Source organism: Delftia sp. S65 (genome assembly GCF_016516495.1).
In the GTDB taxonomy this organism is placed as follows: Bacteria; Pseudomonadota; Gammaproteobacteria; order Burkholderiales; family Burkholderiaceae_C; genus Comamonas; species Comamonas acidovorans.
Window position 1 is genome coordinate 18,919 of sequence record NZ_JACVUR010000027.1, and the last position, 22,529, is coordinate 41,447.

A 22,529-nucleotide genomic window follows, 5' to 3' on the forward strand; every position below is an offset into this window, starting at 1 on the left:
CGGGGGAGGGCTGCAAAAGCGCGTCATTTTAGGAAGGGACGCCGCTCTTGCTGGCAGCATGGGCTTTGCACTGCCTTGGTGCAAACCTGGAAGATTCAGTCCACCACGGACTGGTACACGCCCTCGCGCATCACCCAGCGGTAGGGAATGCGCTGGGCCATGGACTGCATCATGAGAATGGCGAACAAATCCTCCTTCGGATCCACCCAGAAGAAGGTGCCGTAGATGCCGCTCCATGAAAAGTCGCCCACGCTGCCCGGCAGCGGGTTGAGGCCGGGCGCCGTGCGCACCGCAAAGCCCAGACCGAAGCCCTGGCCCACCTCGGGCGAGGGCAGCTGGGCGCCGAAATACGCCATGTCCGGCCCCATGCGCACGCTGGCGGGCAGGTGGTTGGTGGTCATCAGCTCCACGGTCTTGCGAGAGACCAGGCGCACGCCGTCCAGCGTGCCGCCGTTGCACCAGAACAGGCACAGCCGCGCATAGTCGGCCATGGTCGAGACCATGCCGCCGCCGCCCGACTCGAACATCATGGCGCGCGTGACCGGGGGGATGGGCGGCATCTGTTTCTGCGGCCCTTCGGGCTGGGGCCGCGCGGCGCGTGCGATCTCGGTGTCGGGCGCATGAAAGCCCGTGTCGGCCATGCCCAGCGGCCCCGTGATGTGCTCGCGCACGAAGGCGGCCAGCGTCTGGCCGCTGACCACCTCGACCACGCGGCCCAGCACGTCGGTGGACATGCCGTATTCCCAGGTCTCGCCGGGCTGGGCCACCAGCGGCAGCTGCGCGAGCCTGGTGATGAGCTGCGCATTGGTGAACTTGCCGCTGAACAGGCCCGCATCCAGGTACATCTTCTTGATGGGGTGCTCGGTGCCAGCGAATCCATAGGGAATGCCGGAGGTGTGGCGCAGCAGGTCCTGCAGCGTGATGGAGCGCGCCAGCGGCGCGCGCTCCAGGCCCACGCGCAGCGCGGCCAGCTCGGGCAGGTACTGCTCCACGGGCTCGATGATGGACAGCCGACCCTGCTCGGCCAGCATCATGATGGCCAGCGAGGTGATGGGCTTGCTCATGGAGGCGATGCGGAAGATGGCATCGGGCCGCATGGCCGTGCCGGCCTCGGGGTCCAGCAGGCCGAAGCTCTCCAGGTAGGCCAGCTTGCCGCGCCGTGCCACCAGGGCCACGGCGCCCGGTATCTCGCCGGTGTCCACGCCGCGCTGCAGCCGGGCCGACAGGCGCGCCAGGCGTGCGCTGCCCAGGCCCACGGTTTCAGGGGAGTCGGCCCAGGGCAGGCCGGGGATGTGCAGGCGGTCGGTGCTGGCGGTCATGGAGTCTCCTGTGGTGTGCGCCGATTGTTCCGGCAGATGGCCTGGCGCGCTGTTGGCTGCGGGACAGCGGCGTGCGGGTGCAGCGGGCATGCCGCCGCTAAACTGGCCCGCAGGAGACAACGACACCATGAAGCAGATCATTCTGGCCGCCGCAGCCTGCGCGGCCGCCGCCTTGGCCATGCCGGCCAGCGCCGCCTATCCCGACAAGCCCATCCGCCTGGTCGTGCCCTTCCCGCCCGGGCAGGCCACGGACATCTTTGCGCGCGCGCTGGCTGAAAAGCTCGCCCAGAAGCTGGGCCAGCCGCTGGTGGTGGAGAACAAGGCCGGGGCCGGCAGCAACATCGGCAGCGAGCAGGTGGTGCGCAGCCCGGCCGACGGCTACACGCTGCTCGTGGCCGGCAGTGCCATGGCCGTGAACCAGACGCTGTACAAGAAGGTGAATTTCGACCCGCGCACCGACCTGGTGGGCATCACGCTGATCGCCAAGGTTCCGCTGGTGTTCCTGGCGCACCCGGGTGCTGGCATCCAATCCATGAAAGATCTGGTGGACAAGGCGCGTGCCGAGCCGGGCCGCTGGAACTACGCCAGCGCCGGCATCGGCGGCACCCAGCACCTGAGCGCCGAGATGGTCAAGGCGCGCGCCAAGATACAGATAGAGCACATCCCCTACAAGGGCAGCGGCCCCGCGCAGGCGGACTTCGTGGGCGGCCAGGTGCCGCTGATGGTGGATTCGGTGACGGCCGCCCTGCCCAATATCCAGGCGGGCAAGGCGGTGCCGCTGGGTGTGACCTCCAGCGCCCGCTCCAGCCAGCTGCCCGAGGTGCCGGCCATTGCCGAATCGGGCCTGCCCGAGTTCCGGGGCTTCGAGGCCGTGGGCTGGCTGGGCCTGATGGCCCCCAAGGGCACGCCGCAGGAAGTGATAGACCGGCTCAACCGCGAGGCCGTGGCCATCCTGCGCAGCCCCGAAATGCGCAAGTTCATCAGCGACCGGGGCTCGGAAGCCGCACCCACCACGCCCCGCGAGATGGATGCCTTCGTGGCCTCCGAGATCACGCAGTGGGGCCAGGCCGTGCGCCAGTCGGGCGCCTCGGTGGATTGAGGCAGGCGCCCCCCGGAGCGCGTGGGGGCGCCCGCTGCGGCCGGTCAGGCCAGCTTGGCCTTGAGCAGCTCGTTGACCTGCGCCGGGTTGGCCTTGCCCTTGGAGGCCTTCATGACCTGGCCGACCAGGGCGTTGAAGGCCTTGTCCTTGCCTGCGCGGTACTGCTCCACGTTGGCCGGGTTGGCGGCGATCACCTCGTCGATGATCTTCTCCATGGCGCCCGTGTCGTTCATCTGCTTGAGGCCCTTGGCCTCGATGATGGCATCGACATCGCTGCCTTCACCGCTCCACAGCGCCTCGAAGACCTGCTTGGCGGCGTTGTTGGAGATGGTGCCGTCGCCGATGCGCTGGATCAGCGCGGCCAGCTGGGCGCTGGAGACCTTGGCGGCCTCCATGCCGATTTCCTCGGTGTTCAGGCGGCGCGAGATCTCGCCCATGATCCAGTTGCTGGCCAGCTTGGGCGCATTGCAGGCCCGGGCCGTGTCCTCGAAGTAGGCGGCCATGGCCTGGCTTTGCGTCAGCGTGGTGGCGTCGTACTCGGGCAGGGCGTACTGCTCGACAAAGCGCGCGGCCATGGCGCGCGGCAGCTCGGGCATGTCGGCCCTGACCTGTTCCACCCACTCGGGCGCGACCACCAGCGGCGGCAGGTCCGGGTCGGGGAAGTAGCGGTAGTCGGCCGCGTCTTCCTTGGTGCGCATGGAGCGCGTCTCGCCCGTGTCGGGGTCGAACAGCACGGTGGCCTGCTGGATGCGGTGGCCGTCCTCGATTTCCTCGATCTGCCAGCGGATCTCGTAGTCGATGGCCAGCTGCATGTTCTTGAAGCTGTTGAGGTTCTTGATCTCGCGGCGCGTGCCCAGCGGCTGGCCGGGCTTGCGCACGGAGACGTTGGCGTCGCAGCGAAAGCTCCCTTCCTGCATGTTGCCGTCGCAGATGCCGATCCAGGTCACGATCTGGTGCAGCGTCTTGGCGTAGGCCACGGCTTCTTCCGTGCTGCGGATGTCGGGCTCGGTCACGATCTCCAGCAGCGGCGTGCCGGCGCGGTTCAGATCGATGCCCGACTGGCCGATGAAGTCCTCGTGCAGCGACTTGCCGGCATCTTCCTCCAGGTGGGCGCGCACCAGGCGGATGGTCTTCTTCTCGTCGCCGAGGAAGAAGGACACCTCGCCGCCCTGGACCACGGGAATCTCGAACTGCGAGATCTGGTAGCCCTTGGGCAGGTCGGGGTAGAAGTAGTTCTTGCGCGCGAAGATGCTGCGCGGCGCAATGTGCGAGCCCAGCGCCAGGCCGAGCCGGATGGCGCACTCGACGGCCTTTTTGTTCATCACCGGCAGCGTGCCGGGCAGCGCCATGTCCACGGCGCAGGCCTGGGTGTTGGGCTCGGCGCCGAAGGCGGTGCTGGCGCGGCTGAAGATCTTGGACTGGGTGGCCAGCTGGGCGTGGGTCTCGAAGCCGATGACGACTTCATAGCCCTGGATGAGTTTCGCGGTCATGGGGTATCAGATGCCCTTCGGAGCTTGAAGGTGGAAGTCGGTGGCCTGCTGGAAGCGGTGGGCGGCGTTGAGCAACTGGCCTTCCTTGAAGTAGTTGCCGATCAGCTGCAGGCCCACGGGCATGCCGGCCTCGCCAAAGCCTGCGGGCACGCTCATGCCGGGCAGGCCGGCCAGCGACGCAGGCAGCGTGAAGATGTCGGCCAGGTAGTTGGCCAGCGGGTCGCTCTTTCCGCCCAGCTGCCAGGCCACGGTGGGCGCGGCGGGGCCGGCGATCACGTCGCACTGCTGGAAGGCGGCCTGGAAGTCGTCGGCGATCATGCGGCGGATCTTCTGCGCCTGCAGGTAGTAGGCGTCGTAGTAGCCCTCGGACAGCACATAGGCGCCGATCATGATGCGGCGCTTGACCTCGTCGCCAAAGCCCTGGGCGCGGGTCTTCTTGTACATGTCCACCAGGTCCGTGTAGTCCTTGGCGCGGTGGCCGAACTTCACGCCATCGAAGCGCGACAGGTTGGACGACGCCTCGGCCGGGGCCAGGATGTAGTACACGGGAATCGACAGCTCGGTGCGCGGCAGCGAGATCGGCACCAGGCGGGCGCCCAGCTTCTCGTATTCCTTGAGCGCGCCATCCACGGCGGCGCGCACGTCGGCCGACAGGCCTTCGCCGAAGAACTCGGCAGGGATGCCGATGCGCAGGCCTTCGATGCCGTCGTTCAGGCGGGCCGTGAAGTCCTCGGCGGGCACGTCCAGGCTGGTGGAGTCGCGGTCCAGGTCGGGGCCGCACATCTCGGACAGCAGCAGGGCGCAGTCCTCGGCGCTCTTGCCCATGGGACCTGCCTGGTCCAGGCTGGAGGCGAAGGCGATCATGCCGTAGCGGCTGGCGCGGCCATAGGTGGGCTTGATGCCGGTGATGCCGCAAAACGATGCGGGCTGGCGGATGGAGCCGCCCGTGTCGGTGCCGGTGACGGCGGGCGCCAGGCCGGCGGCCACGGCCACGGCCGAGCCGCCCGAGGAGCCGCCGGGCACGCGGTCCGTGTTCCAGGGGTTGCGCACGGGCGCGGGGGCATCGAAGCCCACGGGCGCGATGGCCGAGTTCTCGTTGGCCGAGCCCATGGCGAATTCATCGCAGTTGAGCTTGCCCAGCGTCACGGCGCCGGCCTCGGCCAGGCGCGTCACCACGGTGGCGTCGAAGGGCGAGCGGTAGCCGGCCAGCATCTTGCTGGAGGCCGTGGTCGGGAAGTCGCGCGTGACGAAGATGTCCTTGTGCGCAATGGGCACGCCAGCCAGGCGGCCGCCCTTGCCCTGGGCAATCAGGGCGTCGGCAGCGCGGGCCTGGGCCAGGGTGGCCTCTTCGTCGATGCTGACGAAGGCGCCCAGGTTCTGGTGCGCCTGGGCGCGGGCCAGGAAGTGCTGGGCGGCTTCGACGGCGCCGAGCTTGCGCTCGCGCAGCAGGGCCGACAGGGCCGACACGCCGAGCGTGTGCAGATCAGTGGTTTGCTGGGTCATGTATGGGGTGCGGAAAACGGGGACGGATGCCAGTGACGAGGGCGCGCGGCGCTTACTCGATCACCTTGGGGACCAGGAACAGGCCGCGCTCGACGGCCGGTGCGCTGCGCTGGTTGGCGTCGCGCTGGTCGGGCTCGCTGGCAATGTCCTCGCGAAGACGCAGGGCAATGTCCTGGATGGCGGCGACCGGATGTGACAGCGGGCTGACGCCTGAAGTATCCACAGCCTGCATCTTCTCCACGATGCCGAAAAAATCATTGAGCTGGCCTAGCATGCGCTCACTCTCGGTGGAGGAGAGCTCAAGTCGTGCCAGGTTCGCGATGCGTGCGATGTCTTGTGCGTTCAGTGCCATAGGATTTTTGAAGGGGGCAACGGGATGTAAACCCGTATTTCAAGCCCCGGCAGTAGAAGTTATTCACAGGGGATACGGTATTATCTCGGCTTTGCCGCAATACCCTCTCCGAGCCGGTCATTGTGCGAAAAGCCAACCCCATCCAGACTCCCTAACTTTCATCCCGGCGATGGCAGGCCGACGAGCATGCCGTGCCTGAGAGGACTCTCGTAATGTTCGGAGCTTTCCGTCGGTATTTCTCCACCGACCTTGCCATTGATCTTGGCACAGCCAACACCCTGATTTTCGCCCGCGACAAGGGCATTGTTCTGGACGAACCCTCCGTTGTCGCCATCCGCCACGAAGGCGGGCCGCACGGCAAGAAGGTGATCCAGGCGGTGGGCCGCGAGGCCAAGGCCATGCTGGGCAAGGTGCCCGGCAACATCGAGGCCATCCGCCCGATGAAGGACGGCGTGATTGCCGACTTCGTCATCACGGAGCAGATGATCAAGCAGTTCATCAAGATGGTGCATCCGCGCTCGGTGCTCACGCCCAGCCCGCGCATCATCATCTGCGTGCCCTGCGGATCCACCCAGGTCGAGCGCCGCGCCATCAAGGACGCGGCCGAGGCGGCAGGCGCCACCTCCGTCTACCTGATCGAGGAACCCATGGCCGCCGGCATCGGCGCCGGCCTGCCGGTGTCCGAGGCTTCGGGCTCCATGGTGGTGGACATCGGTGGCGGCACCACCGAAGTCGGCGTGATCTCGCTGGGCGGCATGGTCTACAAGGGTTCCGTGCGCGTGGGCGGCGACAAGTTCGACGAAGCCATCATCAGCTACATCCGCCGCAACTACGGCATGCTGATCGGCGAGCCCACGGCCGAGTCCATCAAGAAGAACATCGGCTCGGCCTTCCCCGGCTCCGAAGTCAAGGAGATGGAAGTCAAGGGCCGCAACCTCTCCGAAGGCGTGCCGCGCAGCTTCACCATCTCGTCCAACGAGGTGCTGGAAGCCCTGACCGATCCGCTCAACCAGATCGTCAGCGCCGTCAAGAACGCGCTGGAGCAGACACCGCCCGAGCTGGGCGCCGACATTGCCGAGCGCGGCATGATGCTCACCGGCGGCGGCGCGCTGCTGCGTGACCTGGACCGCCTGCTGGCCGAAGAAACCGGCCTGCCCGTGCTGGTGGCGGAAGAGCCGCTGACCTGCGTGGTGCGCGGCTGCGGCATGGCGCTGGAGACCATGGACCGCCAGGGCAGCATCTTCACCAGCGACTGATGCGGCGCAGGCCGGGGCCCGTTGTCGCGGGCCCGGGGCCGCAGCCGTCTGACTGCAACGACTTTTCTCCCCCTTCCGTGGTGACCTGCATGCTTGCCCTGCCTTCCTTCGCACCGGGACCGGCCCGTGCTTTCCAGGCTGCAGCAAGTGCGGCAGGGCAGGCCCTGCCACGCGGGAGGGCCGCATGAATCCCAATACCCTGGACCACTCGGCGCCCTCGCTGTTCAAGCGGCGGCCCTCGCGGGTCTCGCAACTGGCCCTGTACAGCGCCCTGGCGCTGTTTCTGATGGTGGCCGATGCGCGTTTCAGGATCACCGATCCCGTGCGCGTGGCCGTGGCCACCGTGCTGTACCCCGTGCAATGGGTGATGCTCAAGCCGGTGCAGGCCGTGCACGACGCCAGCCGCTACCTGGGCTCGCTGGACGATGCCCAGGCCCGCGAACAGGCCGCGCGCAAGGAACTGGTGGCCATGGCCCAGCGTGCATCGCTGGCCGACGAGCTGATCCAGGAAAACGACCACCTGCGCGAGCTGCTGCAGCTGCGCGATCGCCTCACCACGCCCGGCACCGCTGCCGAGGTGGTCTACGACAGCCCCGACCTCTATACGCGCCGCGTGGTCATCGACCGCGGCCAGGTGGATGGCATCGACCAGGGCTCTCCCGTGCTCGATGAAAAGGGCGTGGTCGGCCAGGTCACGCGCGTGTATCCGCTGCGTGCCGAGGTCACACTGCTCATCGACCGCGACCAGGCCATTCCCGTCTTCAACCCGCGCACCGGCGCGCGCAGCGTGGCCTATGGCGATCCGTCGCCGCTGCGCACCGGCGGTATCGAGCTGCGCTTCATGCCCAGCAATGCCGATGTCCAGGAAGGCGACCTGCTGACCACCAGCGGCGTCGATGGCCTGTACCCGCCGGGCCTGCCCGTGGCCAAGGTGGTCTCGGTGGAGCGCCGCGCCGACTCGGCCTTCTCGCGCATCTACTGCGAGCCCGTGGGCCGCGTGCAGGGCGTGCGCCACGTGGTGGTGCTCAAGCCGCTGGACCGCGCCACCCACCCCGAGGCCGAAGGCGCCGCAGAACCCCTGCGCGCCGGCAAGGGCAAGGAAAAAGACAAGGGCAAGGAAAAAGACAAGGCCAAGGACGGCAAGGGCAAGGAAGCCTCCAAGGCCGGCAAGACAGATGCACCGGCCACGCCTGCCGCACCCGCTGCTCCCGCCGCACCCGCCTCCGCCAGGAAGGAGCCCGCATGATCATGCCGCGCGGCCAGCAGCTGCTGCTGCCGGTCAACCCCCTGTTCATCGTCGTCAGCCTGCTGGCGGCGCTGGCACTCAACATGCTGCCGCTGGGCCGCCAGGCCTGGCAGCCCGACCTGCTGATGGTGCTGCTGGCCTTCTGGGCGCTGAACCAGCCCCAGCGCGTGGGCATGGGCGTGGCCTTTTTGCTGGGCCTGTGCATGGATGTGGACCGCTCCTCCCTGCTGGGCCAGCATGCTCTGGCCTATGCGCTGCTGGTGTTCGCGGCCGGCGCCATGGGCCGGCGCCTGTCCTGGTTCTCCACGCCCGTGCAGGCGCTGCACCTGCTGCCCCTGTTCGCCGTCGTGCACGGCCTGCAGGTGCTGCTGCGCATGGTGGCCGGCGGCATCGTGCCCGGCCCGCTGGTGGTGGTGGCTCCCTTGATCGAGGCCCTGCTGTGGCCCCTGGTCAGCGGCCTGCTGCTGGCGCCGCAGCGCCGTCCGCCGGACAGTGACGAGAACCGTCCCCTGTGAGGCTTGACGCGTGATGGAAATCCGCAATACAGAAGCCGAGCTGCAGCGATTCAGGTTGCGCGCATGGGTGATGAGCGTGGTGGTGCTGCTGGCCTTCGGGCTGGTGGTGGCTCGCTTGCTGGTGCTGCAGGTGCAGCGCCATGAGGAGCTGGCCGAGCGCGCCGAAAGCAATCGCACGGCCGTGGTGCCCATCGTGCCCAACCGGGGCCAGATCCTGGACCGCAACGGCGTGGTGCTGGCCACCAACTACTCGGCCTATACGCTGGAGATCATGCCCTCGCGCGCGGGCAACCTGGAAGAGACCATCGACGGCCTGGCCGAGATCGTCGAGATCACGCCGCGCGACCGCCGCAAGTTCAAGCGCCTGGTGGATGATTCCCGCAGCTTCGACTCCCTGCCCATCCGCACGCGCCTGACCGATGACGAGGTCGCGCGCTTCGCCGCACAGCGCTATCGCTTCCCGGGCGTGGACATCAAGGCGCGGCTGTTTCGCACCTACCCCATGCAGGAAACGGCCAGCCACGTCATCGGCTACATCGGCCGCATCAACCAGCGCGAGAAAGAGGCGCTGGAAGACTCCGACGACGCCGCCAACTACCGGGGCACCGACGTCATCGGCAAGCTGGGCGTGGAGCAGAGCTACGAAACCGACCTGCACGGCCAGACCGGCTGGGAAGAGATGGAAACCTCGGCCGGCGGCCATGCCGTGCGCAAGCTCGGCAGCCGCCCCGCCACGCCCGGCGACAGCCTGGTGCTGTCGCTGGACATCAAGCTGCAGCGCATGGTGGAGGAGCTGTACGGCGACCGCCGTGGCGCCCTGGTGGCCATCGATCCGCGCAGCGGCGAGCTGCTGGCCATGGTCAGCCGCCCGACCTTCGACCTGAATCTCTTCGTCGATGGCATCGACCAGGAAAGCTGGGCCGCGCTCAACGAATCCATCAACCGCCCGCTGCTCAACCGCGCGCTGCGGGGCACCTATCCGCCGGGCTCCACCTACAAGCCCTTCATGGCGATTGCCGCGCTGGAGTCGGGCAAGCGCCGCCCCGACACCACCATCATGGACAACGGCAGCTGGACCTTCGGCGGCCACACCTTCCGCTCGGGCCACCCCAACGGGCCGACCAACCTGCGCCGCTCCATCATCAAGTCGTCCAACGTGTACTACTACATGCTGGCCAACGACATGGGCGTGGACATGATCCACGACTACATGAAGCCGCTGGGCTTCGGCCAGATCACCGGCATCGACGTGCGCGGCGAGGCGCGCGGCGTGCTGCCCAGCACCGAGTGGAAGCGCAACACCTACAAGCGGCCCGAGCAGAAGAAGTGGTACGCGGGCGAGACCATCTCGCTGGGCATCGGCCAGGGCTACAACAACTTCACCATCCTGCAGCTGGCCAACGCCATGTCCACGCTGGCGGCCAAGGGCGTCAAGCACCGGCCCCACCTGGCCGTGGGACGTGTCGATGCCGTGACGCAGCAGTTCTCGGCCATCAACAAGGACCCCGGCACCAGCATGGGCTACAAGCCCGAGAACGTGGAAGCCGTGCGCGCCGCCGTGGCCGCCGTGACGGTGGAGGGCACCTCGCGCGGCATCTTCGGCAACGCGCCCTACACCTCCACCGGCAAGACCGGCACGGCCCAGGCCGTGGGCGTGCGCCAGAACGAGAAGTACAACGCCTCGCGCCTGTCCGAGTTCCAGCGCGACCACTCGCTGTACATCGCCTACGCGCCGGCCGACAACCCCACCATCGCCGTCGCCGTCATCGTGGAGAACGCCGGCTTCGGCGCCGCCGCTGCCGCGCCGCTGGCACGCCGCGTGTTCGACTACTGGCTGCTGGGCCGCTACCCCAGCCTGGAGGACATGGCCGCCATGCGCAAGGGCCAGGCCGGCGTGCCCATAGGCGCCCCGCGCCGCGTCTCCGAAATCACGCTGGACGCAGAAACCGTGAACCTGCCCGGCCTGCCGCGCTACGAGCCGCCCGAGGCATCGGTGCCCGTGGCATCCAACCGCGCTGCCGCGCTGCCGCCGCCGTCTGCTGGCGAGCTGGAGGATTGAGAAAGCAAAAGAGCCGGCATTGCCGGCTCTTTGTTTTCTTGAGCAGCCTGCGTGCGCAGGCCCAGGCCTCAATGCCCCATGCGCCCGATGAACGCAGCGATCCGCTCGCTGGCCGGGTTGCCGAAGAACTCGGCGGGCGGTGCCTCGTGGGCAATGCAGCCCTGGTCGAAGAACATCACGCGGTCGGCGACCTCGCGGGCGAAGCCCATTTCGTGGGTGACCACGATCATGGTCATGCCGCCGCGTGCCAGCTCGCGCATCACGTCCAGCACCTCCTGCACCATCTCCGGGTCCAGCGCGCTGGTGGGCTCGTCGAACAGCATCACCTGCGGCTCCATGGCCAGGGCGCGGGCAATGGCCACGCGCTGCTGCTGGCCGCCCGACAGCTGCCACGGATACTTGTGGGCGTGGGCCTGCATGCCCACGCGCTCCAGCAGGGCCATGGCCTTGGCATTGGCCTGGGCGCGCGGCGTTTTGTGGATGCGGCGCGGCGCCAGGGTCACGTTGTCCAGCACCGTCATGTGGCCGAACAGGTTGAACTGCTGGAACACCATGCCCACTTCGCAGCGCTGCTTTTGCAGCGTGGCTTCGTTGTCGGTGACTTCGACGCCGTCGATGGTGATGCGCCCGCCGTCGTGCGGCTCCAGCCGGTTGATGGCGCGCAGCAGCGTGGACTTGCCCGAGCCCGAGGCGCCGATGATCACCGTCACCTCGCCCGTGCAGAACTGCGTGGAAACGCCCTTGAGCACCTGGTGGCTGCCGAAGGACTTGGTGACCTTCTCGGCCACGATGTAGGGCATGCCCCGTGCCAGCTTGTCGGCGCTCATTTGTGGCGGCCCTCCACGTCGAAGCGGTACTCCACGGCAGCCGTGACCTGGGTCACCAGCGTGGTCAGCACCAGGTAGGTCACGCCCACGGTGACCAGGGTCTCCACGGGCTGGAAGGTGGCCGACTGGATGCGGTTGCCCACATTGGTCAGCTCCACCACGCCGATGGCGTACGCCAGCGACGAATCCTTGAGCAGGGCCACGAAGTTGCTCACCAGCGGCGGCAGCGAGATCTTGAAGGCCTGCGGGAACACCACGTCCATGAAGACGCAGATGCGCGGCAGGCCCAGGGCGCGTGCGGCCTCGGCCTGGCCGCGCGGCACGGCCTGCAGGCCGGCGCGCACGGCTTCGGCGTTGTAGGCGCCCACGTTCAGCGCCAGTGCAATGCAGGCGGCTGCGAAGTCGGGCAGGTTCAGGCCCGGGATCAGCACCGGCAGCGCGAAGTAGATGAACAGGATCTGCACCAGCAGCGGCGTGCCGCGGATCGCCCAGACATAAAAGCCCGCGGCCCAGCGCAGGGCGGCCGTGCGCGAGGTGCGCGCCAGCGCGGCGGCGATGCCCAGCACCAGGCCGGCGGCGCCGCTGACCAGCGTCAGGTACAGCGTGGTGCGCGCGCCTTCGGCGAAGGTGTCGGCATTGGAGCCTATGGGCTCGGGCAGCAGGGACAGCAGTTGCCCCAGCAGCGAAACCACGAGCACCATCAGCAGCAAGGCCGTGACCAGGGTGGCGTTGCTGCGCTGCGAGCGGCTCCAGTGGGCGGGCCAGAGGACGGTAAGCATAGGTGGGCTAGAAACAAAAAGGCGCCCTGCAAGTGGGCGCCGGTCGGGCAGATCTGCCCGGGGCCTCAGTCAGGGCAGCGGATGTCTTCGTGGAAATATTTCTGCGACAGCTTGGCGTAGCTGCCGTCGGCCAGGGCTTCCTTGAAGGCCTTGTTCCAGGCATCGGCCAGCGACTTGTTGTCCTTGGCCACGGCGGCGGCAATGCGCTCGACCAGCAGCAACTCGCCCTGCTTGAGCTGGGCATTGGGGTTCTTTTGCTGCAGTTCCTTGGCGATGAAGCGTTCAGTCACCCAGGCGTCCACCCGCTTGGACAGCAGCGCATTGCGGGCGGCCTCGTTGGTGGGGAAGTTGACCAGGCGCTTGATGCCGGGCAGGTTCTTCTCCATGTACTGCATATAGGTGGTGCCGGTCTGCACCGACACCGTCTTGCCCGCCAGGTCCTTGGCCGAGCGGATGGCCGGGTCCAGCGACATCACGATGGCGCCAGAGCAGTAGTGGGGCTGGGTGAAGGTCACGGCCTTCTCGCGCTCGGGCGTGATGCCGTGCGAGGAAATCACCAGATCCCAGCGGTCCTGCTGCAGGCCGGTGAGCAGGGCGTCGAAGCTGATGGTCTTCCACTCGTACTTCACGCCCATCTTGGCGGCCATCATCTGGGCCAGCTCGACTTCGAAGCCGGTCAGCTGCTTGCCCTCGAAATGGGCGAAGGGCGCGTAGTAGCCCTCGGTGGCCAGGCGAAGCGTGCCTTCCTTCTGGATGGCGTCGAAGGGGCGGGCCTGAACGCCGGCGGCGGTCCACAGGGCCAGCGCGGCGGCGGCGATGACGGTAAAGCGTTTCATGGAACTCCTGGGCTGTCGCTCAAGACCTGACCCCGGCGCCGCAGCATGAAGAAAGCGCCAAGGCACGCATCAGTGCATGGGCCATGGACGGCGGGGCCGGTTTTTTGCGGCTGGTCGGCTGGTCGGGTACGGCCGCTGGCAGGGGTGCGACATGCACCAGCCGCCGCAGCTCAAGGCGAAAAGTCGGCAATTATAGAAGGTTGCCGTCGCCAACGCCGATGGCAGGTGTTGCGAACGCCGCTGGCCGGTGCTCAGGCGATGAAGGCGTCGTAGCCGGTCTTGAGGATCAGCAGGCTCACCACGCCGATGAAAATGCCGCGCACAAAGCCCGTTCCATGGCGCAGGGCCATGTGCGTGCCCAGCATGGCGCCCAGCACATTGGCCACCGCCATGGGCACGGCCAGGTGCCACCAGATATGGCCCTTGAGCGCGAACAGCGCCAGCGCAGCCAGGTTGGTGGACATGTTCAGCAGCTTGGCCGAGGCCGACGCATTCAGGAAGTCATAGCCCATCAGCCGCACGAACAGGAACACGAAGAAGCTGCCCGTGCCGGGGCCGAAGAAACCGTCGTAGAAACCAATCACCAGGCCAATGGCGCAGGCGATCAGCGTCTCGGCGCGGCCCGAATAGTGCGGCGTGTGGTGGCGGCCCATATCCTTGCGCGCCAGCGTGTAGACCAGCACGCCCAGCAGCACCAGCGGCAGCAGCCGGCGCAGGAAATCGGGGGAGATCTGCGTGACGGCCCAGGCGCCCGCAAAGGAGCCCGCCATGCCCACGCAGGCCGCCGGCATCATCGCGCGCCAGGGCAACTGCACCTTGCGGCCGTACTGCCAGGTGGACATGGCCGTGCCCCAGACCGAGGCGCTCTTGTTGGTGCCCAGCAGCGTGGCGGGCGGTGCGGTGGGGAAGGTGGCGAACAGCGCGGGCAGCAAGATGAGGCCCCCGCCGCCCACGATGGCGTCCACGAAGCCGGCCAGCATCGAGGCCAGCGAGACGATGATCCATTCCATAGGGCGGCGATTGTCGCACCGCCCAGGTGCCGCAGCAGGCTGGCCGCAGGCATAAAAAAAGCGCCGGACTTGCCGGCGCTCTGGGAAATGCATCTTGAGATGCTATTTATGAATGTTGATCTGGTTGTGTACGAGTTGTCTCCTCGGCCCCTCTTGTGCAGCACTGTGGTGCCGCGAGAGTGGGTGGACTTTAATGGTCGCACCTGGGTGGTGCATCGGGGATTTCCCGCAGTTACCGCAAAAGTGCGGGATTGCACCAGCAAAGGGCCCTGAACACCGGGCGCCGCGGCTTTGACGCCAGGGCGACCATTCGTTCCCCATCGATCCGTTTCTGCCCACAACAACCCTGGTCCGCCCGGGCTTGCCGCCCCTCAGGCGGCCATCGCCACCGCTGCGTCGGCTGGTGCCGCTGTCGCTGTCCCTGCCCCTGCCCCTGCCTGTCCCTGCCGGTCCGCAAGAATCCAGCCGGCGGCCTTCTCCGCCATCATCAGCGTCGGGCTGTTGGTGTTGCCGCTGGTGATGCGCGGCATGGCGCCTGCATCAATCACGCGCAGGCCCTGTACGCCGCGCACGCGCAGGCGGCTGTCCAGCACGGCCATGGGGTCGTCGGCGCGGCCCATCTTCGTGGTTCCCACGGGGTGGAAGATGGTGGTGGCGATGTCGCCGGCCAGGCGCGCCAGATCCTCGTCGCTCTGGTACTGCACGCCGGGCTTCCATTCCTCGGGGGCGAAGCGCGCCAGTGCGCTCTGGCCGACGATGCGGCGTGTCACGCGCAGGCTGTCGGCGGCCACCTGCCGGTCCTCGGGTGTGGACAGGTAGTGCGGCGCAATGGCCGGCGCCTGGCGGAAGTCCCCGCTGTGGATGCGCACCGTGCCCCGGCTCGTGGGATTGAGGTTGCAGACGCTGGCCGTGAAGGCCGGAAAACCGTGCAGCGGCTCACCGAAGGCGTCCAGCGACAGCGGCTGCACGTGGTACTGGATATTGGGGTGCGCCTGCTGCGGGCTGCTGCGCGTGAAGGCCCCCAGCTGGGAGGGCGCCATGCTCATCGGCCCGCTGCGGCGCAGCAGGTATTCCAGGCCGATGCCGGCCTTGCCCCACAGCGAATTGGCCATGGTGTTCAGCGTGCGCGCGCCCTTGATCTTGTAGACCGAGCGTATCTGCAGATGGTCCTGCAGGTTCTCGCCCACGCCGGGCAGGTCGTGGCGCACGGCAATGCCGTGGTTCTGCAGCAGCGCGCCCGGACCGATGCCCGACAGCTGCAGGATCTGCGGGGAGTTGACGGCGCCCGCGCACAGCAGCACCTCCTGGCTTGCCTGCACGTTGACCATTTCCGAGCCGGTCCAGACCTGGGCGCCGCTGCAGCGCAGGCCGCCGGCGGGCAGCTGTTCAAACAGCAGCTGGCTGACCTGGGCATGGGTCCACAGCTCGAAATTGGGGCGGCCATAGCAGGTGGGCCGCAGGAAGGCCTTGGCGGTGTTCCAGCGCAGGCCGCCCTTTTGGTTGACCTCGAAGTAGCCCACCCCTTCGTTGCTGCCGCCGTTGAAGTCCTCGGTGGCCGGAATGCCGGCCTGCTGGGCGGCTTCGGCAAAGGCGTCCAGGATGTCCCAGCGCAGGCGCTGCCGCTCCACGCGCCATTCGGCGCTGCCGCCTGTGCCCGTGCCGCCGTGCAGGGCACGAAAGCCTGCATCGGCGTTGCCGCCGGCATCAAGCCGCCAATGGCTTTCATGCTGGCGGAAGGCCGGCAGCACTTGGTCCCAGCGCCAGGCGTCGTCCCCGGTCAGCTCGGCCCAGCCGTCGTAGTCGCGGGCCTGGCCACGCATGTAGATCATGCCGTTGATGCTGGAGCAGCCGCCCAGCGTCTTGCCGCGCGGATAGCGCAGGCTGCGGCCGTTGAGCCCTGCGTCGGGCTCGGTCTGGTAGAGCCAGTCGGTGCGCGGATTGCCGATGCAGTACAGGTAGCCCACGGGGATGTGGATCCAGTGGTAGTCGTCCTTGGCGCCCGCCTCGATCAGCAGCACGCGGCTGCGGCCATCGCGCGAAAGCCTGTTGGCCAGGAGGGCGCCCGCCGTACCGGCGCCGATGACGATGTAGTCGAAGGTGGTGTTGCTCATGGAGATGGGCGGGCGTCCGCTGCGGGCCGGAACGTCCTTGGGAGCCGGGGTTGGTGCTTCGGCCCATTGTGCGGACGGCATGCGCACTGTCGAGAGGGAAAGCGCGCTGGACTCCTTTTTTTGCAGCATCGCATGCAGCAGCCATGGCTGTCGCGCTGTTTTTTTGATAAAAATTGCACGCGTAGGGCAAAGCTGTCGTGCGCACGGCGCCGCCAGGCAATCTGCGGCCCGTGCCGCTCGGTTATCCTGCGGTCTTGGCTGCAATGCCGCCCGGCCCTGCCTGCGCGCCCCGCCTTCGCAACCCCCAAGGACTTTCCGCACTTGTCTGCCCTCAACAATCCCCCCCAATGCAGCCTGCGCCGCGACAACGACGGCCAGTGGGCGTTGCTGACCGGCTCCTGGGGCGCGGCCGAGCTGGGCCGGCGGGCGCAATGGCGCAGGCTGCGTGCGCAGTTGGCCGATGCCAAGGGCGATGACCTGGGATGGAACCTGGAAGGGCTGGACTGGCTGGACCACGTGGGCGCGCAGCTGCTGTGGAACCACTGGGGCCGTCGCCTGCCCGCGCGTCTTGCGGCCAGCGATGCGCAGCGTGCCATGCTCGAACGCGTGGGCCGTTTCTCCAAGGAGCCTGCGCCGCCGCCCCCGCGCCCGAACCTGCTGGAGCGCATCGACAGCCTGGGCTGCCTGGTGATCAACGCCTGCGGCCATTTCGCGCAGATGACGCGGCTCATCGGCCAGTTGCTGATCGACCTGTTGCGCTTTGCGCGTGCCCCGCACCGGGGCCCCTGGCGCGACATCTCAGGCCATCTTTACTCCATGGGCGCCACGGCCCTGCCCATCACGGCCCTGGTGGGCTTTCTGATCGGCGTGGTGCTGGCCTACCTGATGGCGCTGCAGCTGCGCCAGTTCGGGGCTGAATCCTTCATCGTCAACATCCTGGGCATCTCGCTGATCCGCGAGCTGGGTCCGCTGCTGGCGGCCATTTTGGTGGCCGGCCGCACGGGCTCGGCCATCACCGCCCAGATCGGCGTGATGCGCGTCACCGAGGAATTGGATGCCATGCAGGTCATGGGCATACCGCACGGCTTTCGCCTGGTGCTGCCGCGCGCGCTGGCGCTGGCCATCGCCATGCCCCTGGTCTCGCTATGGACCACGCTGGCCGCGCTGGCCGGCGGCATGCTCGCGGCCGACCTCACCATGGGCGTCACGGGCGCCTACTTTGCCGAGGCGCTGCCTGCCGCCGTGAAGATCGGCAACCTCTGGATCGCCATGGGCAAATCCGTGGTCTTCGGCGCCCTCATCGCCCTCATTGGCTGCCACTGGGGCCTGCGCGTGGAGCCCAATACGCAGAGCCTGGGCAAGGGCACGACGGCCTCGGTGGTGACGGCCATCACCATGGTGATCGTGGTGGATGCGATCTTCGCAATCCTTTTCAAAGATGTCGGAATCTGATGGCCATGGACACCGAAACCTCCTCCACGCCCGCAGCCGACGAGCCCATCGTGCGCATCGCCGGGCTGTGGAGCGTGTTCGGCGAAGGCGAGAACGCCTTTGCCGTGCACCAGGACCTGGACCTGGATGTGCAGCGCGGCGAGATGCTGTCCATCGTCGGCGGCTCGGGCACGGGCAAGACCGTGCTGCTGCGCCAGATGCTGGGGCTGCTGGAGCCCACCAAGGGGCGTGTCGAAGTGCTGGGCCGCCCGGCCAGCGAAATGGGCCGCGAGGGCGCCGCCAGCCGCGTGGGCATGCTGTTCCAGCACGGGGCGCTGTACTCGGCCTTCAGCGTGCTGGACAACGTGGCCTTCGCGCTGCGCGAGCAGGGCACGCTGCCCGACGAACTGGTGCGCGACGCGGCCCTGGTCAAGCTGCAGATGGTGGGCCTCAAGCCCGAGCATGCCTCGCGCATGCCGGCCGATCTTTCGGGCGGCATGATCAAGCGCGTGGCGCTGGCGCGGGCGCTGATCATGGACCCGCCCCTGCTGCTGCTGGACGAGCCCACGGCCGGCCTGGACCCCACCAGCTCCGACGAATTCTGCGAACTGCTGCGCGAGCTGCGTGCCGAGCTGGGCCTGACTGTCATCATGGTCACGCACGACCTGGACACGCTGTTCGCCCTGTCCTCGCGCGTGGCCGTGCTGGCCGAGAAGAAGGTGCTGGTCAGCGGCCCGCCGCGCGAGGTGGCCGAGTTCAAGCATCCGTTCATCGAGCATTTCTTCCAGGGGGAGCGCGGCAGGCGCGCGATGAGCACGGTATGAGAAGCCCCCCTGAGTCGCTTCGCGCCTTCCCCCCTCTCGCTTTGCGGGGGGGGATGACACCCTCACTGCGGGGCGGCCCTTGCTCGGTGTCCCTTGCCTTCGGACACGCCGGTTTTGAAGGCCTCGCCCTGAGTTGTGGATTGACTGGGGGCCGCGGCCCCATGCCTTGTTTGCTGGGCTAACGTTATGGACCATTGATATGGAAAACAAATCACATGCCATGGCGGCCGGCATTTTCGTGCTGGTCGTGGCGGCCCTGCTGGCGGGGCTGGCGATCTGGCTGACGCGTGATACGCGGCAGTACAACGAGTACGAGCTGTCCACCAAGGACGGCATCAGCGGGCTGCAGGCCCAGGCTGCCGTGCGCTACAAGGGCGTGGCGGTGGGCAAGGTCACGCGGATCGGGTTCGATCCGCAGACCAATGGCAATGTGCTGATCCGCATTGCCATCGGCGTGAACACGCCCATCACGCCCACCACGTTCGCCGTGCTGGGCTACCAGGGCGTCACGGGCCTGGCCCATGTGCAGCTCGATGATGCGGACCAGCCTCAGCCCCAACTGCCCCCGGGCCCCAGCGGGCTGCCGCGCCTGCCGCTGCGCTCGTCGCCGCTGAGCATGCTGGCCGACCAGGGGCAGGTGCTACTGGAGCGCGCCGATGAGATCTCGCGCCGCCTCAGCGACATGCTGGACACCGACAACCAAAAGCGCGTGAGCCAGGCGCTGGAGAACATTGCGGCCGCTGCCGCAGGCGTACAGCAGCTCACGCAGAACCTGGATCGCACGCTGTCCACTCAGGTGCCGCAGCTCGCCGCCGACGCCCACAACACCCTGCAGTCGCTGGAGAAGGCCAGCAACGGCGCCTCTGCCGTGGCCTCCGAACTGCAGCAAACCGTGCGCCGCGTGAACGCGCAGGACGGACCGCTGGAGCAGATCGCCCAGAGCACGCGCGCACTGACCCGCATGGCCGATTCGCTGGGCCGCAGCACGGTGCCGCACGCCAACCGCGCGGCCGATGATGTCTCGCGCGCCGCGCGCCAGATGGGCACGGCGGCCAGCCGCTTCAGCGACAACCCGCAGGCCGTGATCTACGGGCCGGGCCAGGCCCGCCCGGGGCCGGGCGAGCCCGGCTTCGTCGCCCCGTCTGCAGCCACCCAGCCCTGACCGAGGAACCCGCATGCCCCTATCTCGCAAGACCGCCGTGGCCAGCGCTGGACTGGCCGCCGCCCTGATCCTGCTGGCCGGCTGCTCGGCCCTGCCGCAGCCCCCCGCCCAGCCCGCGCGCTATGACTTCGGCCTGGCGCCGCTGTCCGCGCCTGCGCAGTCCGCCACATCCGCCGCCCCGCAGGCACGCACGCCGCTGGCGCTGGCCGATGTGGAGGCGCCCGCCCTGTCCGACGGCAGCACGGCCATGTTCTACCGCCTGGCCTATGCCAATGGTCAGGAACTGCGCCCCTACCAGCTGGCACGCTGGAGCCAGCCTCCTGCACTGCTGCTGCAGCAGCGCCTGCGCAGCCAGCTGGGCGTGCAGCGCCCCGTGCTTGCCAGCAGCGAAAGCGTGGCCCAGCCGCGCCTGCAGGGCGCCGTGCCCACGCTGCTGCGCGTGGACATCGAAGAGTTCAGCCAGGTCTTCGACGCGCCCGGCTCCAGTGCCGGCGTGGTGCGCCTGCGCGCCACCCTGGTCGAGCAAAGCGGTGCCGTGGACCGCCTGCTGGGTCAGAAGCTGTTCGAGGTGCGCAGTCCTGCCGCTTCGGGCGATGCCGCAGGCGGCGCCCAGGCCCTGGCCAAGGCCACTGATACGGCCATTGCGCAGATCGATGCGTGGCTGGGGCAGCAGGGGCACTGAGCGGCTTCGGGCCACCCACGCCTCTTCTCTTTTTTCCGTTCAAAAACAGCCGGTTGGTGCACTGCACCTTCCGGCTGTTTTTGTCTTTGCCTGACCCAGCGCTTCCCGCGCGTCCGTCAGGGGCTGTAGTCCCGATCCCACCGTCTCGGCTGCCCCTGGGACGACCGTCAACACTAGGTCCAGACTACGACGCGCAGCCCCCAGGTTTTTTACAGTGGAACCGTCGCTGATGCAGATCGCGGCTTTGAAAAAACAAGGCCTGATTGCACAGCGCTACTTCAACATCACTGAAAGGACCAAGCCATGAATGAAGACCGCATCAAGGGCAACTGGAAGCAATTCACCGGCAAGATCCGTGAGCAATGGGGCAAGCTCACCGATGACGATCTGGATGTGATCGCCGGCAAGCGCGAGCAATTCCTGGGCAAGCTGCAGGAGCGCCAGGGCCTGGCCCGCGACGCTGCCGAAAAGCAGCTGACCGACTGGCAAAAGCGCAACCCCGACTTCCGCTTCGAAGACTGACGAGGGTGGACTGCGGATGGGCTGGACGCCCTGGCCGGCGCCGCCATCCGCTCCTCGACAGCCAGCGTGCCTGAGGGCACGCACCAATGGCCCGCCGCCGCAGGCACCAAGGGCCGGTTCAGTACAAATACAAGGAGTTCCATCATGCAAACACCGCAACGCTTTCGCCACATGCTTTCCGCTGTCGCCCTGGGCCTGATGGCCTCCGGCGCCATGGCCATGACCAATGCGGAGCACACGGCCGCCAAGAACCAGATCGAGGCCGATTACAAGGCTGCCAAGGAACAGTGCAAGCCGCTCAAGGACAACGCCAAGGACGTCTGCGAGAAGCAGGCCAAGGGCCAGGAAAACGTGGCCAAGGCCGAACTGGAATCGCGCCGCAATCCTTCGCCCAAGAACAGCGAAAAGGCACTCAAGGCCAAGGCTGATGCGGACTACGACATCGCCAAGGAAAAGTGTGACGACCTCAAGGGCGACGCCAAGGATGTCTGCGTGAAGGATGCCAAGGCCGCCCACGTGCACGCCGTGGAAGCCGCCAAGGTGAACAAGGCCCAGGCCGAGCCCGCTTCCAACTCCGCAGCCAAGGCTGCCAACGTGGCCGAAACCCGCAAGGACGCTGCCGAGGAAACCCGCGAAGCCGACTACAAGGCTGCCAAGGCCCGTTGCGACACCATGAGCGGCGCTGCCAAGGACACCTGCGTGGCTGATGCCAAGCGGAAGTTTGGACAGTAAGCTCCCCCTGAGCGGCTGACGCCGCTTCCCCCGTTGCACGGCGCCTCTCTACTCGCTACGCGAGGGAGGGGGACGACGCCCTCGCCGCGAGGCGGCTCTTGCTTGGCGTCCCTGATGTTGGGGCGCGCCAGTTTTATCCGCCTTGACCAAGCCCCGTTCGCGGGGCTTTGCTGTTTTCGGGTTGGCTGATGTGGGTCAAACGGGTTAGGCGGTGCTGTTCCTAAGCTGCAGGCTTTCACGATGAAGGCAGGAGAAGCATATGGCCGTGCTGGAATGGAGCGGAGCGCTGGCATTGGAGTTGCCGGCCATGGACGAGGTGCATCAGGAGTTCGTCCTGCTGCTGGCTGAGGTGGAGGCGGCCGATGATGCGCAGCTGTGCGCGCGCTGGGATGAGCTGATCGCGCATACGCAGGTGCATTTCGACCAGGAAGACCGCTGGATGCAGTCCACGCGCTTCACCAGCACCAACTGCCACAGCCTGCAGCACAAGGTGGTGCTGCAGGTGATGCGCGAGGGGGCGGCCAAGGCGGCGGCCGGTGATCTGGCCGTGATCCGCAGCATGGCGGGCGAGCTGGCGGCCTGGTTCGTGCACCATGCGCAGACCATGGATGCGGCGCTGGCCCTGCATCTGCGCAGTGCGGGCTTCGATCCCGCCACGGGCTCCCTGGCGCACCCTGAGGCCTTGCCCGAGCAGCCCATCACGGGCTGCGGCGGTGCCTGCGACGGCAGCGCCGACCGCGCGCGGACCGTGCCGGCCTGATCCGGCCTGAACCG

21 protein-coding genes are annotated in these 22,529 nt (G+C 67.7%); 12 read left to right on the top strand and 9 right to left on the bottom strand.

All coding sequences use genetic code 11. From position 1 onward, the window contains the following. Positions 1-95: 95 nt before the first annotated feature. Positions 96-1,319, bottom strand: coding sequence for a serine hydrolase domain-containing protein (locus IAE24_RS19725; RefSeq protein ID WP_199961548.1), 1,224 nt, complete (start codon positions 1,317-1,319; stop codon positions 96-98). A gap of 127 nt (positions 1,320-1,446) precedes the next feature. On the opposite strand from IAE24_RS19725, the gene IAE24_RS19730 reads away from it, so the two are divergent. Then, positions 1,447-2,418, top strand: coding sequence for a tripartite tricarboxylate transporter substrate binding protein (locus tag IAE24_RS19730; RefSeq protein WP_063327707.1), 972 nt, complete (start codon positions 1,447-1,449; stop codon positions 2,416-2,418). A gap of 44 nt (positions 2,419-2,462) precedes the next feature. Here the strand turns inward: IAE24_RS19730 and gatB are convergent, their stop codons facing one another. From gatB to gatC, 3 genes are read right to left on the bottom strand one after another with little or no spacing between them, the layout of a single operon-like run. Next, positions 2,463-3,908, bottom strand: a complete 1,446-nt coding sequence (gene gatB, locus IAE24_RS19735; protein WP_199961547.1) for an Asp-tRNA(Asn)/Glu-tRNA(Gln) amidotransferase subunit GatB — start codon at positions 3,906-3,908, stop codon at positions 2,463-2,465. Between the two features lie 6 nt (positions 3,909-3,914). Further along, a complete protein-coding gene (gatA, locus tag IAE24_RS19740) occupies positions 3,915-5,411 on the bottom strand; it encodes an Asp-tRNA(Asn)/Glu-tRNA(Gln) amidotransferase subunit GatA (protein ID WP_043821862.1) in 1,497 nt (498 codons plus the stop codon). Between the two features lie 52 nt (positions 5,412-5,463). Beyond that, on the bottom strand, positions 5,464-5,763 hold the full coding sequence (gatC, locus tag IAE24_RS19745) for an Asp-tRNA(Asn)/Glu-tRNA(Gln) amidotransferase subunit GatC (protein ID WP_012202292.1): 300 nt from the start codon (positions 5,761-5,763) through the stop codon (positions 5,464-5,466). Between the two features lie 212 nt (positions 5,764-5,975). Between gatC and IAE24_RS19750 the strand changes: the two genes are divergently transcribed. From IAE24_RS19750 to mrdA, 4 genes are all read left to right on the top strand, one after another. Next, positions 5,976-7,019: a rod shape-determining protein gene (locus tag IAE24_RS19750; RefSeq protein WP_012202293.1), complete on the top strand. Its 1,044-nt coding sequence runs from the start codon at positions 5,976-5,978 to the stop codon at positions 7,017-7,019. Positions 7,020-7,203: 184 nt separating this feature from the next. Beyond that, on the top strand, positions 7,204-8,265 hold the full coding sequence (gene mreC, locus IAE24_RS19755) for a rod shape-determining protein MreC (protein ID WP_199961546.1): 1,062 nt from the start codon (positions 7,204-7,206) through the stop codon (positions 8,263-8,265). Next, complete coding sequence (mreD, locus tag IAE24_RS19760) at positions 8,262-8,780, top strand: rod shape-determining protein MreD (protein ID WP_013800223.1); 519 nt, start codon at positions 8,262-8,264, stop codon at positions 8,778-8,780. The genes mreC and mreD overlap by 4 nt, the downstream gene beginning before the upstream one ends. A gap of 13 nt (positions 8,781-8,793) precedes the next feature. After that, positions 8,794-10,839: a penicillin-binding protein 2 gene (gene mrdA / locus IAE24_RS19765; RefSeq protein WP_192368703.1), complete on the top strand. Its 2,046-nt coding sequence runs from the start codon at positions 8,794-8,796 to the stop codon at positions 10,837-10,839. A 68-nt stretch (positions 10,840-10,907) separates the two neighbouring features. Here mrdA and IAE24_RS19770 read toward each other — a convergent pair whose 3' ends face one another. The 5 genes from IAE24_RS19770 to IAE24_RS19790 form a co-directional block, all read right to left on the bottom strand. Then, complete coding sequence (locus IAE24_RS19770; protein ID WP_012202297.1) at positions 10,908-11,666, bottom strand: amino acid ABC transporter ATP-binding protein; 759 nt, start codon at positions 11,664-11,666, stop codon at positions 10,908-10,910. Beyond that, the gene (locus IAE24_RS19775; protein ID WP_012202298.1) at positions 11,663-12,445 is read right to left on the bottom strand and encodes an amino acid ABC transporter permease; all 783 of its coding nucleotides are present in this window, start codon (positions 12,443-12,445) and stop codon (positions 11,663-11,665) included. The genes IAE24_RS19770 and IAE24_RS19775 overlap by 4 nt, the downstream gene beginning before the upstream one ends. A 65-nt stretch (positions 12,446-12,510) precedes the next feature. Further along, positions 12,511-13,281: an ABC transporter substrate-binding protein gene (locus IAE24_RS19780; RefSeq protein WP_013800225.1), complete on the bottom strand. Its 771-nt coding sequence runs from the start codon at positions 13,279-13,281 to the stop codon at positions 12,511-12,513. 251 nt (positions 13,282-13,532) lie between these two features. Beyond that, a complete protein-coding gene (locus IAE24_RS19785) occupies positions 13,533-14,291 on the bottom strand; it encodes a sulfite exporter TauE/SafE family protein (RefSeq protein WP_199961545.1) in 759 nt (252 codons plus the stop codon). Positions 14,292-14,662: 371 nt separating this feature from the next. Beyond that, positions 14,663-16,402: a GMC family oxidoreductase gene (locus IAE24_RS19790; protein ID WP_199961544.1), complete on the bottom strand. Its 1,740-nt coding sequence runs from the start codon at positions 16,400-16,402 to the stop codon at positions 14,663-14,665. 321 nt (positions 16,403-16,723) lie between these two features. Between IAE24_RS19790 and IAE24_RS19795 the strand changes: the two genes are divergently transcribed. From IAE24_RS19795 to IAE24_RS19825, 7 genes are all read left to right on the top strand, one after another. Continuing rightward, on the top strand, positions 16,724-17,854 hold the full coding sequence (locus IAE24_RS19795) for an MlaE family ABC transporter permease (protein WP_034397875.1): 1,131 nt from the start codon (positions 16,724-16,726) through the stop codon (positions 17,852-17,854). Further along, a complete protein-coding gene (locus IAE24_RS19800; protein ID WP_016448536.1) occupies positions 17,854-18,657 on the top strand; it encodes an ABC transporter ATP-binding protein in 804 nt (267 codons plus the stop codon). Before IAE24_RS19795 ends, IAE24_RS19800 begins: the two co-directional genes overlap by 1 nt. A gap of 199 nt (positions 18,658-18,856) precedes the next feature. Beyond that, positions 18,857-19,819 (top strand): MlaD family protein, encoded by a 963-nt coding sequence (locus IAE24_RS19805; RefSeq protein ID WP_013800229.1) that lies wholly within the window; start codon positions 18,857-18,859, stop codon positions 19,817-19,819. A gap of 13 nt (positions 19,820-19,832) precedes the next feature. Then, positions 19,833-20,501 carry an ABC-type transport auxiliary lipoprotein family protein gene (locus IAE24_RS19810; protein WP_199961543.1) on the top strand — a complete coding sequence of 223 codons (669 nt, stop codon included), beginning with the start codon at positions 19,833-19,835 and terminating at the stop codon, positions 20,499-20,501. Between the two features lie 303 nt (positions 20,502-20,804). Further along, positions 20,805-21,023, top strand: a complete 219-nt coding sequence (locus tag IAE24_RS19815; protein WP_012202308.1) for a CsbD family protein — start codon at positions 20,805-20,807, stop codon at positions 21,021-21,023. Positions 21,024-21,167: 144 nt separating this feature from the next. Further along, on the top strand, positions 21,168-21,755 hold the full coding sequence (locus IAE24_RS19820; protein ID WP_013800231.1) for a hypothetical protein: 588 nt from the start codon (positions 21,168-21,170) through the stop codon (positions 21,753-21,755). Between the two features lie 259 nt (positions 21,756-22,014). After that, complete coding sequence (locus IAE24_RS19825) at positions 22,015-22,515, top strand: hemerythrin domain-containing protein (RefSeq protein ID WP_199961542.1); 501 nt, start codon at positions 22,015-22,017, stop codon at positions 22,513-22,515. The last annotated feature ends 14 nt before the right edge of the window (positions 22,516-22,529 follow it).

What these genes read in the sequence shown, in the direction of transcription:
- IAE24_RS19725 (WP_199961548.1), bottom strand. Translation starts at nt 1,319, where the DNA reads ATGACCGCCAGCACCGACCGCCTGCACATCCCCGGCCTGCCCTGGGCC.
- IAE24_RS19730 (WP_063327707.1), top strand. Translation starts at nt 1,447, where the DNA reads ATGAAGCAGATCATTCTGGCCGCCGCAGCCTGCGCGGCCGCCGCCTTG.
- gatB (WP_199961547.1), bottom strand. Translation starts at nt 3,908, where the DNA reads ATGACCGCGAAACTCATCCAGGGCTATGAAGTCGTCATCGGCTTCGAG.
- gatA (WP_043821862.1), bottom strand. Translation starts at nt 5,411, where the DNA reads ATGACCCAGCAAACCACTGATCTGCACACGCTCGGCGTGTCGGCCCTG.
- gatC (WP_012202292.1), bottom strand. Translation starts at nt 5,763, where the DNA reads ATGGCACTGAACGCACAAGACATCGCACGCATCGCGAACCTGGCACGA.
- IAE24_RS19750 (WP_012202293.1), top strand. Translation starts at nt 5,976, where the DNA reads ATGTTCGGAGCTTTCCGTCGGTATTTCTCCACCGACCTTGCCATTGAT.
- mreC (WP_199961546.1), top strand. Translation starts at nt 7,204, where the DNA reads ATGAATCCCAATACCCTGGACCACTCGGCGCCCTCGCTGTTCAAGCGG.
- mreD (WP_013800223.1), top strand. Translation starts at nt 8,262, where the DNA reads ATGATCATGCCGCGCGGCCAGCAGCTGCTGCTGCCGGTCAACCCCCTG.
- mrdA (WP_192368703.1), top strand. Translation starts at nt 8,794, where the DNA reads ATGGAAATCCGCAATACAGAAGCCGAGCTGCAGCGATTCAGGTTGCGC.
- IAE24_RS19770 (WP_012202297.1), bottom strand. Translation starts at nt 11,666, where the DNA reads ATGAGCGCCGACAAGCTGGCACGGGGCATGCCCTACATCGTGGCCGAG.
- IAE24_RS19775 (WP_012202298.1), bottom strand. Translation starts at nt 12,445, where the DNA reads ATGCTTACCGTCCTCTGGCCCGCCCACTGGAGCCGCTCGCAGCGCAGC.
- IAE24_RS19780 (WP_013800225.1), bottom strand. Translation starts at nt 13,281, where the DNA reads ATGAAACGCTTTACCGTCATCGCCGCCGCCGCGCTGGCCCTGTGGACC.
- IAE24_RS19785 (WP_199961545.1), bottom strand. Translation starts at nt 14,291, where the DNA reads ATGGAATGGATCATCGTCTCGCTGGCCTCGATGCTGGCCGGCTTCGTG.
- IAE24_RS19790 (WP_199961544.1), bottom strand. Translation starts at nt 16,402, where the DNA reads ATGAGCAACACCACCTTCGACTACATCGTCATCGGCGCCGGTACGGCG.
- IAE24_RS19800 (WP_016448536.1), top strand. Translation starts at nt 17,854, where the DNA reads ATGGCCATGGACACCGAAACCTCCTCCACGCCCGCAGCCGACGAGCCC.
- IAE24_RS19805 (WP_013800229.1), top strand. Translation starts at nt 18,857, where the DNA reads ATGGAAAACAAATCACATGCCATGGCGGCCGGCATTTTCGTGCTGGTC.
- IAE24_RS19810 (WP_199961543.1), top strand. Translation starts at nt 19,833, where the DNA reads ATGCCCCTATCTCGCAAGACCGCCGTGGCCAGCGCTGGACTGGCCGCC.
- IAE24_RS19815 (WP_012202308.1), top strand. Translation starts at nt 20,805, where the DNA reads ATGAATGAAGACCGCATCAAGGGCAACTGGAAGCAATTCACCGGCAAG.
- IAE24_RS19820 (WP_013800231.1), top strand. Translation starts at nt 21,168, where the DNA reads ATGCAAACACCGCAACGCTTTCGCCACATGCTTTCCGCTGTCGCCCTG.
- IAE24_RS19825 (WP_199961542.1), top strand. Translation starts at nt 22,015, where the DNA reads ATGGCCGTGCTGGAATGGAGCGGAGCGCTGGCATTGGAGTTGCCGGCC.